The 11371-nt window shown below is 61.2% G+C and carries 9 protein-coding genes and 1 pseudogene; 4 read left to right on the forward strand and 6 right to left on the reverse strand.

Features of this window, described 5'->3' with window-relative positions:
- Positions 1–20 precede the first annotated feature (20 nt).
- The 3 genes and pseudogenes from ABIN98_RS22720 to ABIN98_RS22730 all read right to left on the reverse strand — a co-directional run bounded on the left by ABIN98_RS22720 (position 21) and on the right by ABIN98_RS22730 (position 2475).
- On the reverse strand, positions 21–656 hold the full coding sequence (locus ABIN98_RS22720) for an NADPH-dependent F420 reductase (protein ID WP_346913414.1): 636 nt from the start codon (positions 654–656) through the stop codon (positions 21–23).
- Between the two features lie 48 nt (positions 657–704).
- Positions 705–1505, reverse strand: coding sequence for a carboxymuconolactone decarboxylase family protein (locus tag ABIN98_RS22725; protein WP_346913416.1), 801 nt, complete (start codon positions 1503–1505; stop codon positions 705–707).
- 72 nt (positions 1506–1577) lie between these two features.
- Positions 1578–2475, reverse strand: a pseudogene (locus ABIN98_RS22730) (LysR family transcriptional regulator).
- 204 nt (positions 2476–2679) lie between these two features.
- Between ABIN98_RS22730 and ABIN98_RS22735 the strand changes: the two are divergent.
- The 3 genes from ABIN98_RS22735 (at position 2680) to ABIN98_RS22745 (ending at position 5532) form a co-directional block, all read left to right on the forward strand.
- A complete protein-coding gene (locus ABIN98_RS22735; RefSeq protein ID WP_346913422.1) occupies positions 2680–3135 on the forward strand; it encodes a cyclophilin-like fold protein in 456 nt (151 codons plus the stop codon).
- A gap of 87 nt (positions 3136–3222) precedes the next feature.
- Entirely contained in the window at positions 3223–3975 is a 753-nt protein-coding gene (locus ABIN98_RS22740) for an SDR family oxidoreductase (RefSeq protein ID WP_346913424.1), read from the forward strand.
- Between the two features lie 363 nt (positions 3976–4338).
- Positions 4339–5532 (forward strand): porin, encoded by a 1194-nt coding sequence (locus tag ABIN98_RS22745; RefSeq protein WP_346913426.1) that lies wholly within the window; start codon positions 4339–4341, stop codon positions 5530–5532.
- Between the two features lie 8 nt (positions 5533–5540).
- On the opposite strand, the gene ABIN98_RS22750 is transcribed toward ABIN98_RS22745, so the two are convergent.
- Positions 5541–8273 (reverse strand): cation-translocating P-type ATPase, encoded by a 2733-nt coding sequence (locus ABIN98_RS22750; RefSeq protein WP_346913428.1) that lies wholly within the window; start codon positions 8271–8273, stop codon positions 5541–5543.
- A 250-nt stretch (positions 8274–8523) separates the two neighbouring features.
- On the opposite strand from ABIN98_RS22750, the gene ABIN98_RS22755 reads away from it, so the two are divergent.
- Positions 8524–8934: a DUF1622 domain-containing protein gene (locus ABIN98_RS22755; RefSeq protein WP_346913430.1), complete on the forward strand. Its 411-nt coding sequence runs from the start codon at positions 8524–8526 to the stop codon at positions 8932–8934.
- Positions 8935–8977: 43 nt separating this feature from the next.
- On the opposite strand, the gene ABIN98_RS22760 is transcribed toward ABIN98_RS22755, so the two are convergent.
- Both ABIN98_RS22760 and ABIN98_RS22765 read right to left on the reverse strand, forming a co-directional pair.
- A complete protein-coding gene (locus tag ABIN98_RS22760; RefSeq protein ID WP_346913432.1) occupies positions 8978–9676 on the reverse strand; it encodes a hypothetical protein in 699 nt (232 codons plus the stop codon).
- Positions 9677–9752: 76 nt separating this feature from the next.
- Entirely contained in the window at positions 9753–11270 is a 1518-nt protein-coding gene (locus tag ABIN98_RS22765) for an acetyl-CoA hydrolase/transferase family protein (RefSeq protein WP_346913434.1), read from the reverse strand.
- Positions 11271–11371: the final 101 nt, after the last annotated feature.

Genomic DNA, 11371 nt, shown 5'->3' on the forward strand with positions numbered 1-11371 from the left:
CATTTCCTTTCCTAGGGTATTCAGTTGAGTTTCTCGAAACGGTAGGTGAGCGCCGGGCCGCCGGGTTGGCCGTAAGCCAGTTCCGCGGTGACCATGGCGAAGGGTTCGACGAAGCGCCCGGTCCGGAGCGATCCGGCCTCGAGCGGTTCGAAGCCGATGTCGCGGATCAGTGTACCTGCGACGTCCTTTGCTCCGGCATCGTTGCCGTAGACGAGCACCTGCGGGTGCGGTGTTTGATCCTTGCGGGCAGAGACGGGCGCGAAGGCCTCCGACGGCACCGTGTTGAAGCAGGAAACCCATCGCGCCTTCGGACGCAGCGCCGCGAGTTCCTCCGCACCGGAGGTGGTCGTGCCGACGACGAGGTCGGTGTTGGTCGGATCCAGCGGCACGCAGCAGTTCAAAACGATCTGACCGGCGAGGTCTCCGGCCTGGGCCAGGACATCCTCGATCCGGGACCAATGGACGGCGAGAAGGATCGCATCGGCTTCCTCGACGGCCTCGGCGACGGAACCATGGGACGCCCCGCAGTCGCGGGCCAGACGCTCCAGTTTTGAGGACCTGCGGGAATAGGCAAAGGTGACATCATGCCCGCATTGGGCCCAGAGCCGTCCAAGCTTGGAGCCCATCAGTCCGGATCCCAGAATGCCGATCTTCATGTCTTGCTCCTGTCTGGAGCCGGCGGGGCTTCCCCCCACCGGAGTTTTTTATTGGGCGCGTTTTTCAAAAACGTCCTTGGCCACCGGAAGGGCGGAGAAGACTTTCGGCCACCCCGCGTAGAACGCAAGATGCGACAACATCGCACCGGCTTGTTCCTGAGTCAGGCCGTTGTCCATCGCCTTGTTCAAATGAAAGGTCATCTGTTCCGGCTGACCGGCGGCAATCAGGGCCGCGACCGTCACCAGGCTCCGATCGCGCGGCGCAAGGGCCGGACGCAGCCACAGGTCGCGGAAGAGCAATTCACGAGTGTTGTCCACGACGCCCTTGCTGACGTTGCCATAGGTCCCGCTGACGAAGGTCTCACGGGCGGCTTCGGCCTTCTCGTCGAGCGGAAGCAGGTCGGGATCGATGGCCGGCAGGTCTGCTGCGGCGACACCCCGCTCCTCGAAAACCGGCGCGGCGGCAACGGCTGCGGCGGTCGCATTGCCCCAGCCGGTGTAGAAGGCGAGGTGCGTGATCGTTTCCGAAATCTCGGCCGGGGTAACGCCCGCATCCAGAGCCAGGGCGATATGGCTGGTGAGAGTGTCGATCTCGTGGCGCGTCATCAGGGCCGCGAAGGTGACGAGTGCCCGGTCCCGCATGGAGAGTTCGGCGCCGGCCCATTCGGAGCCGAAGAGATTGCCCTTGGCATAGGCTTCCAGCGCGGGAGCGACCTGCCCGACAGCACCGCCGGCAAGGTGCTTGTCGCATCCTGGGCGGCGGCGGCTGTTGTCATAAGGGCAAAGGCTGCGGCGGCGAAATGCGTTTTCATCGGGAGCTCCTGAAAAAGGTGTGCTTGTTACCCGCAAGATATGGAGCGCCGGACGCAAAGCTTAATGACCGGCATTCTCAAGCCAATCATGATCCTGTCTCATGAATGCTCAGCCGCGTTCGCGCAGCGCCTTCAGGACAACGTCGAAGGCGGAGGAGGGGCGCTGGCGGCTCGGATAATAAAGGTGAAATCCCGGAAAATACGGCGAATAGGCCTCGAGGCAGACCTTTAGAGCTCCGGAAGCGATATGGTCGGCGGCGAGACGCTCGGGAACCAGTGCCAGACCATTGCAGTCAATTGCCGCGCGCATCACCGGGTTGATCGTGTTGAAACAGGCCTGGCCGCGCACCTTGACCCGGATCTCGTTGCCGTCCCTTGTCCTCGAATTCCCAGGCGTAAAGAGCCCCATGGGTGGACAGGCGCAGGTTGACGCAGCGGTGTTCCGAAAGGTCGTGCGGTTCCTCCGGCACGCCGGCTTCCGCGAAATAGTCAGGAGCACCGACACAGATCATGCGTTCATCCGGCCCGATCCGCATCGAGATCATGCCGTCGCTGACCTGGTCGCCATAACGAACGCCCGCATCGCACTGGGAATCGGCCAGGTCCGTGTAGCCATAGTCCATGACGAACTCGACATTGACTGACGGGTTTTCCTTCAGGACCGGCGCGAGCTTTGGCCACAATAGGGATTCGATCGCATATTCCACGGCGACGATCCGAACGGTTCCGGTGGGCTCGTCGCGGATGTCGTTGAGCGCCTGAAGGCGTGCCTCGATCATTTCGAAACAAGGGTTCAGGGTCGCGAGAAGGTCCTCGCCTTCCAGCGTCGGCGCGACGGATCGGGTGGTTCTGGTCAGAAGCCGCAGGCCCAGGCGCTGCTCCAGGCCCTTGATCGTGTGGCTCAGGGCGGATTGCGACACGTTCAGCCGGGCGGCGGCGCGGGTGAAACTGCGTTCCTCGGCAACCGCGGCAAGGGCGATCAGGTCGTTGATATTTTCTCGGAGCATGAGGGAGGCCCTGATCTCTTCGTCCAGCAGCATGAAAGGTCACCTTCAGAATATATGATCTGGGCTCATGGAGTCGAATGATTGCCATTTTTCGATGCAGTCACCCATTCATGAACCCGGCTCATGAGAGGCAGTGCGCGACAGGGGCTAATCGTTTTCGCTCCTGTCTATACATTAGGGGAGGCCGAACGGAGGGGCTTGGCGATGCCGGAAATGAAGTTCATCCCGATTGCACCGGTCGTCGCGCTCTTTCTTTTCGGACTGGTTTCGACCGCAAACGCAACCGACCAACGCAGTGAGGCTGACATGATCAGGATCCAGGTCGTCGTGGGAGACGAGGTGCTTTCCGCGACGCTCGACGACACGCCGGCAGTCCGTGACTTAGCAGCCCTGCTGCCGCTCGACCTGACCCTGACCGACTACCACGGGATCGAGAAGGTCGCGGACCTGCCGCGCAAGCTCGACACCACGGACGCACCGGCGAGCTACACCCCGAAGACGGGGGACATCACGCTCTACGCGCCCTGGGGCAACCTGGCGATCTTCCTGAAGCCGTTCCAGACGTCCCGGGGCCTGGTTCGCCTCGGCGCCTTCGACGGCCCGATCGACGCACTGGCAAAGAGCGGCGGAATTCCGGTCCGTTTTCAGGCGGCCGACTGACACGAACACGAAATCCGGATCAGCAGGCACGTGCGGTCTTTCCGGACCGGGCGAACGGCCTGTTTTATTTAAACAAAGGAGAAAATCATGTCTGACAACATCAAGGGAAAAGTCATCGTCATTACCGGCGCATCGTCCGGCATCGGTGAAGCGACCGCGAAACTGCTGGCCAGCAGGGGGGCGAAAGTCGTCCTCGGCGCACGCCGCACCGACAAGCTGGAAAAGATCGCGGAAGACATCAAAAAGGCCGGCGGCGAAGCCGTCTATCAGGCGCTCGATGTCACCGTCACGGAAGAAAACGAAGCCATCGTCAAACTCGCCAAGGACACGTTCGGAAAGCTGGACGTGATCTTCCTGAATGCCGGTCTTATGCCGTCTTCGCCGGTCTCCGCGCTCAAGACGGATGAGTGGGACCAGATGGTGGATGTGAACGTCAAGGGCGTGCTGAATGGTGTCGCTGCCGTCATGCCAACCTTTACAGCGCAGAAATCCGGCCATGTCATCGCGACCTCCTCGGTCGCCGGCCTCAAGGCCTATCTGGGCGGTGGGGTCTATTGCGGAACCAAGTGGTTCGTCCGCTCCTTCATGGAAGTGCTCAGGATGGAATCCGCGATGGAAGGCACCAACATCCGCACCGCCACCATCTACCCGGCGGCGATCAACACCGAGCTTTTGACCACGATCACCGACAAGAACACGGCCGAAGCGTTCAATGCGCTCTACGACCAGTACGGCATCTCGCCGGACCGGATCGCATCAGTCGTCGAGTTCGCGGTCTCGCTGCCCGAAGACACCACGGTCAACGAATTCACCGTGGGCCCGGCCAACCAGCCCTGGTGAGGTGAAACCCGGATGTCCCGCGCTTCGGCAGGATGGATCGCACCGATTGCTGCCGAGGTCCGGCCCCGGGCCATCTTTCAGCGGTTTACGAACAAAAAATGGGATCTAGTGTGGCTGCCGTTGCCCTGTTCAAAGAATGTATGACCCAGGCAAAAAGCATCCGGACATAAGCCAATGGGAATCTCGAGACCCAAATCGCAGCGCAGTTTTATATTTCGCCCATTAATCTGGGGATGATCGAACTTTTCTTCCGCGCCAAGGAATTGCCGCACCAGTAAACTCATAGTATTTTTTATACTTCTTGTAATACCCCTGACATTTCCGACAAGTATAACTTATCAAACCAGTCAAGGATCCAATTTGATGCACTTCAAAAACCTCTCCCTCTGCGTCATCTCTGCGGCTCTGGTTTGTCTTGAAACCGAAGCCGGCTTCGCACAGGAAGCCGATCTGCCGGTGGCGCCGGAGCCTGTCGATTACGTGCGCCTCTGTGACGCCTATGGACTTCGCTTCTACTATGTTCCGGGAACCGAAACATGTCTGCGTGTTGGTGGCCGCCTGCGGGTCGACTACAGGCTCAACAACTTCGGCAGCTCGCCCAATGACTGGGACAGCAACGAGGATAACGCCACGTCCTTTCTGGCGCGCGCCTACATTTATCTGGATGCGCGCACCCAGACCGAATTCGGCCTGCTGAGGACCTACACAAGCGTCTATTTCAGCAATATCAACGGCGCCCAAACGCCGGAAGTCGAATATGCCTTCATCGAACTCGGCGGTTTCACCTTCGGCGAGGCGCAATCCTTCTACGATTTCTGGACGGGCTACAGCTTCGGTGTCCAGCTGACGGATTACTCAGACGTCAAGAACAGGCTTCTGGCCTACACCGCCGGTTTCGGGAACGGACTGTCGGCGACCCTGTCGATCGAGGAGTCGATGACGCGGCAGTCCCTGCTGATTGCGCCAGCCACACCGGCGACGTCCGCAAACGGCAATGCGGGCATGAGACTGCCGGACCTGGTTGGCAACCTGCGGATCGAGCAGGGCTGGGGGAGTGCGCAGATCATGGGTGCGCTTCATCATGTCAAATTTGCCGACACGACCGCAAAGGGCACGCTTGGCTGGGCGCTCGGCGGCGGCGTGGAAGTCAATGTTCCCGCTCTCGGCCAGGGAGACGCCATTGCCCTCCAGATCGGCTATGCGGATGGGGCAAACGGTTATCCGATGGACAGCTGGGATAGCCAGATTACCGATGCGATCAATACCGGTGGCGTGACCCGGACGACGCGATCCTGGAACATCGGCGGCGGCTGGAACCACAATTTCACCGACATGCTGGAAGCAAATCTGGAAGGCGGCTATCACGTTGCCGATGCGGCGACCAATGCGCGCGACTTTTCCCAGTGGGGCCTGACCGGCAACCTGGTCTGGCATCCCGTCGGCGGCCTCGATATCGGCACGGAACTTCAGTATCGCCGGGTCGATTACAAGGCCGCTTCCGGTCTGGCCGACAAGGACGAACTCTACGCCACCTTCCGGGTTCAGCGCACCTTCTAGGCGTCCGATCAGATGAAGCGGAAGCCGAAGACTTCCTTCACGCCAGACAGGGCCAGTGTCGGCAGGGCGGCAATGCCGCAACATCCGATCAGCGCCTTCAGGGACAGACTTTCCGTGCCCAGCACGAAATGTCCGAACGGCGTGTAGACGGCGATCGCCGACAGACCCAGTGACAACGCGATCGCCATCAGCAGCTTCGGATTGCCCAGGGGGGATTTGCGGAACAGGGTCGTCGTCGAACGGGCATCGAAGATATGCCAGATCTGGGCGAACATGATGGTGACGAAGGCCATCGTCTGTGCCGTCGTCAGATCGAGGTCGCGGCCGAGCGCATTCTGGAAGACGTAGTAGCTGACGCCGCCGACCGCGAGGCCGCGGATCAGGATGCGCTCTTTCAGGCCGCCTGCGAAAATGTCCTCGTTCCGGGCGCGCGGCGCGCGTTTCATGACATCGTCCTCGGCCTCTTCAAAGCCAAGCGCCAGAGCCGGAATACCGTCGGACACCAGATTGACCCACAGGATCATCAAAGGGGTCAGCGGCATCAGAGGATCCGCCCCCATCAGCACGAAGGCGAGCAGGATGGTCGAGACCTCCGCCACGTTCGCGGTCAGGGCCTGGCGGATGAATTTCAGAAGATTGTCGTAGATCCGGCGCCCCTCGCGCACCGCATGCACGATGGTGGAGAAATTGTCGTCCAGCAACACGAGCGCGGCGCTGTCCTTGGCAACCGACGTTCCGGTAATGCCCATGGCGACGCCGATATCGGCGGTGCGCAGCGCAGGCGCATCGTTGACGCCGTCGCCGGTCATGGCGGCGACTTCGCCGGTGTTCTGCAGCGCCTTGACGATGCGCAGCTTGTGCTCCGGCGTGACCCTTGCAAAGACGGCCGCATGCGGCACGATCTGCTCCAGTTCCCTGTCGTCGAGCTTGTCGAGTTCTGCGCCCGTATGAACGGTCTGGTCCTCGGATGTGCGAATGCCGATTTGCTCGGCGATGGCCTGCGCCGTCACCGCATGGTCGCCGGTGATCATCACCGTCCGGATTCCGGCACTGGTGGCATCGCTCACGGCGGCCTTCACCTGGGGACGCGGCGGATCCATGATGCCGTGAATGCCGATCAGGGTGATGTCCTGTTCGGGATTATTGGGGTCGAAGGTTCCGTCTTCCGCCGAGCGGTAGGCGATAGCCAGGGTGCGCAACGCGCGCTCGCCGAAATCCTCGATCACCGTCTCGATCTCGGCGCGGCGCTCGTCGGTAAGCGGCACCAGTTCGCCGTTGATCTGGATTTCCTTTGCTCGAGACAGAATGACGTCGGGCGCACCCTTGGCGACGAGGTACTTTCCCCCGCTCGGCAGCTTGATATGAACGCTCATCATCTTGCGGGTGGAATCGAACGGGAACATCTGCAGGGTTTCGACATTCTCGTCGTGAAGCCGCTGACGGGTCAGCCCGACCTTTGCCCCTGCGACGACGAGCGCGCCTTCGGTCGGGTTCCCCTGGACCGCCGGCCGTCCGTCGACCTCGATCAGTTCGGCATCGTTGCAATAGACCGAGATGTTCAGCATCCGCTTGAGATCGATTTCCTGCTCGATGTCGGCGGCGTTGCCCTGCCCGTCGAGAAACTGTCCGTTCGGATCGAAGCCCTCGCCGGTAACCTCCCAGACCTTGCCCCCGGCCCAGGTGCGCATGACCTGCATCTGGTTCTGGGTCAGGGTGCCGGTCTTGTCGGAACAGATGACCGAAGTGGTGCCAAGCGTTTCGACGGAGGACAGTTTCCGCGCGAGCGCGTTGTTTCGCACCATCTGCTGCGACCCGAGCGTGAGCACGATGGTAACGACAGTCGGCAGGCCTTCCGGGATTGCGGCGACGGACAACGAGATGCCGGAGTTGAGCATCTCCGTCAGGTCCATTCCATGGAAGACCCCGATCCCGATGACGACGGCGACAACGGCCAGGGCCGCACCGATCAGGATATGGGACAGCGTTTCGATGCGCTGCTGCAGCGGGGTTTTCGGCTCCTCGGCATTGGCCATCAGGTTGGCGATATGGCCGACCTCGGTCGCCATGCCGGTGGCAACGGCGATGCCTTCGCCGGTGCCGTTGGCCACCTTGGTGCTCATGAAGCCCATGTTCAGGCGGTCGGCCAGGACGGTGTCGTCAGAAGTGATCGCCAGGGTGTGTTTGTCGACCGGCTCGGATTCGCCGGTCAGGGCCGCTTCATCAATGGCAAGACGCGCGGCCTGGGACAAACGCACATCGGCCGCAATGATGTCGCCGGCCTTGAAGCGGAGCAGGTCTCCAGGGACGATATCGGCTGCAGGAATTTCGGACCACTTCCCATCCCGCTTCACAAAGGCCTTGGGCGCGGCCATGTCCTTGAGGGCGGCGAGCGACTTGGCCGCGTGGAATTCCTGCATGAAACTGATGACAGCGTTGAGGACAACGATGACGCCAATTGCGATCGCGTCGACCAGATGGCCGGTGTAGGCGGAGATGAGCGCGCCGGCCATCAGGATGATCAGCAGCGGGTTCTTGAACTGGCTAAGGAACAGGATGACCGGCGAAACGGCAGCGGCCTCGGAAAGCCGGTTCGGGCCGATCTCAGCCAGCTTTGCTTTCGCGGCTTCGCTGGAAAGGCCATTTGCCAGATCGCCCTGCAGGCTCTCGCCAACGGCCTCGGCCGTCTGGACCCAGGGACCGGCTTCGACCGTTTGCGCAACTGACTTTGCACCTTCAGTCATTCCATCACCTCAATGCATGCACTGACCGGAAGTCAGCAAAATGTCTTGGGTTTGCAGATTTATTGACGCGCCGGCGCCGCCGCGCAAAGCGGCAGGATTGTCTTTCGTTATTGGCCGAGGATATTATGGAATTCGCGATTTTCCAGCTGTAATTCCCCTGACTACCGATGAAAATCCGGGAATGAGTATTTCAGCCCTTACTGACATTCGTGTAAAAGTATTATTCTCTCAAGGTACTTGGGATTCCTGATTGTCGACGCGGGGTCATGTGATTCATTTCGTTGAAAAAATCGCAAACTTGATCGACTTCCTCGTCATCGGTCTTCTGGTGACCGGCCTGGTCGTTTCCATATCGCTGGCGGCACGTACGTTCTTTTCCTCCGAAGGCAATTGGGCGGAGAGGCTGTCAGGGCCGGTCCTGATCAAATTCCGAATTACCCTGGGGCGCTGGCTGCTGGCCGGATTGGAAGCGCTCATTGTCTCCGACATTCTGCATTCCATCATTCACCGGACTTTGAGCGAAGTCGGCATTGTCGCCGCGGTCGTCGCGATCCGGACGGCGCTGGCGTATTTCCTGGATCATGAAATTGCGCGCGTCGAACAACGGAGCGTGACGAGCCCGCAAAACGCGGTGCCGGATAAATCCGGCAACCCGAAATAAAGGAACAGAACTGCGGTCCTGATCCGGGCGTTATTCCTGCGCGTCAATCGCCCTGAAGGAAGAACACCATCTTCCAACCTGCGGGGCCCCGTTCGAACCGGGCGCGATAGTCGATCGCGCTGCGCAGTTGGGTCTTGTCGATGAAGCCGGTCTCGCCGGTTTGAAGGCGGACCTTCAGGAAACCGGTCCCCTCGCCGCCGTCGATCGCCTGCACGACGTCATAGGCAAGGGTCCGGATCACCGCGCCATGGCGGTTGGGCCGGTCGCGCATGGGAACTTCACGGTCGACGACGAAATAGATGGTGAACGGGTCGTCGGTCTCGCTCAGTTCCACCGTCCATGTGTACGGGGCATCGAATGCATCCGGACCGTCGGCCTTGCCACCCAGGCGAAGCACCTCTTCCATAGCGTCCCAGTAGCCCTCGCGCATGACGGCCGCCTGATCCTTGTATTCGTCGGCCAGATCGTCTTCCGACAGGGTCAGGAACTTCCGCAGGGCATCGTGACCGGCATCGCCGCCGAAACTGAGTTCGATGTCCGGCGCCGCACTGGCGACGACCGCTTCCACGTCACGCCGCGCGATGGCCGCCAGCAGGTCGTTTCTGTAGGCTTCGAACCCTTGCACCTGGGCCGCCTCGTCCACCGGCATTGCCTTGCGCTCGGCCGCATCGGCAAGAGACCCTGTCAGAGACAGGGATCCCAAAATCAGCAAAGCGGCTATTTGTTGTCTCGTCGGGATCACGGCATTCCTCGCGCAATTGCCATCAGGATAACACGAAATCGAGCCAGCACCGGCGTGGCCGTCCGAATCCCGAGATCTACGTCGGCAGCATCGAGCCGGTCTCGACATAGCGCTGATGCCAGGACAGCGCTTCGCTCAGGATGTTCGGCGCGTGTTGTCCGAAGGACGTCTGCCGGGCGCGGTCGTAATAGTCCTGGAGCATGGGACGGTAGGCCGGATGGGCGCAATTGGCGATGATCGCTTCCGCCCGCTGTTTCGGGCTGAGACCGCGAAGATCGGCCAGCCCCTGTTCGGTCACGACCACCTGCACATCCTGGCTGGCGTGATCGACGTAGGAGGCCTGGGGCACGATGGCGGAGATCTTGCCGCCCTTGGCGGTGGACGGCGTCATGAAGATCGAGACATAGGCATTGCGCGCGAAGTCCCCCGAACCGCCGATCCCGTTCTGGATCCGCGAGCCCATGACATGGGTGGAGTTCACATTGCCATAGATATCGGCCTCGATCAGGCCGTTCATGGCGAGGCAGCCGAGCCGGCGGACGAGTTCGGGATGGTTGGAGATCTCTTGCGGGCGCAGGATCAGCTTGTCCCGAAAGCGCGCTGCCTCCCGGTTGAAGCGTTCCGCCGCATCGGGGCTGAGCGAGAAGGCGGTCGCGGAGGCCATGCGAAGTTTGCCGGCTTCCAGCAGATCGAGCATCCCGTCCTGGATCACCTCGGTATAGGCGGTCATGTTGCTGAAGGGCGCATCCATCAGGCCGGCCAACACCGCATTGGTGACATTGCCGACGCCCGATTGCAGCGGCAGAAGGTCTGCCGGCAGCCGGCCGACCTTCACCTCGTGGACGAAGAATTCCAGCAGATGTCCGGCAATGGCGGTGGCCACGTCGTCGGGCTCGGCGAAGGGCAGGTTCCGGTCCGGCGCGTCGGTCTCGACGATGGCGACGATCTTGTCGGGATCGACCTGGAAGTGCGCCTGGCCGATCCGGTCGTCCGGGCGCTCCAGCGGGATCGGCTTGCGGTGCGGCGGCAGGGCGGTGCCGTAATAGATGTCGTGCATCCCGTTGAGCGCTTCGCTCTGCCAGCTGTTCACTTCCAGGATGATCTGCTTCGCCTGGTCCAGCCACGTCTTGTTGTTGCCGATCGAGGAGGACGGGATCAGCGTCCCGTCCGGGGTAATGCCGGAAATCTCGACGACCGCGGTGTCGAGCGGGCCGAGGAAGCCCTGCCAGGCCATCGGCGCGACCTGGCTCAGATGCATGTCGAAATAGTGCATTTCGCCGGCATTGATCTTTTCACGGGCAACCGGATCGGAATTGTAAGGCAGGCGGAATTCGATGCCGTCCGCCTTGGCCAGCGCCCCGTCGAGTTCCGGCCCGGTCGAGGCCCCCGTCCAGATCTTCACGCGAAACGGATTGCCCGCCGCATGTTCGTCCTCGATCCGCTGCGCCAGAGCCAACGGCACCGATTTCGGATAGCCGGAACCGGTAAATCCGCTCATCCCGATCGTCGTGGAAGGTTGGATGAGGGCGGCGGCATCCTCTGCACTCATGATCCGCGCGCGCAGGCTCTGATTCTGAATTCGGGTACTCGTCACGGTCCTTTTGCCTCTGCAATGTAGCGTTGACTGGCCGGTTGAAACGGCGCTGATGACGCCGACCTTATCACTGCGGAAATGTCCGGTGACATCTGCCAAGC

Source organism: uncultured Roseibium sp. (assembly GCF_963675095.2).
Classification (GTDB): domain Bacteria; phylum Pseudomonadota; class Alphaproteobacteria; order Rhizobiales; family Stappiaceae; genus Roseibium.

Coding starts and splice junctions, on each gene's coding strand:
- ABIN98_RS22740 (WP_346913424.1), top strand. CDS start 3,223: ATGTCTGACAACATCAAGGGAAAAGTCATCGTCATTACCGGCGCATCG.
- ABIN98_RS22720 (WP_346913414.1), bottom strand. CDS start 656: ATGAAGATCGGCATTCTGGGATCCGGACTGATGGGCTCCAAGCTTGGA.
- ABIN98_RS22745 (WP_346913426.1), top strand. CDS start 4,339: ATGCACTTCAAAAACCTCTCCCTCTGCGTCATCTCTGCGGCTCTGGTT.
- ABIN98_RS22735 (WP_346913422.1), top strand. CDS start 2,680: ATGCCGGAAATGAAGTTCATCCCGATTGCACCGGTCGTCGCGCTCTTT.
- ABIN98_RS22750 (WP_346913428.1), bottom strand. CDS start 8,273: ATGACTGAAGGTGCAAAGTCAGTTGCGCAAACGGTCGAAGCCGGTCCC.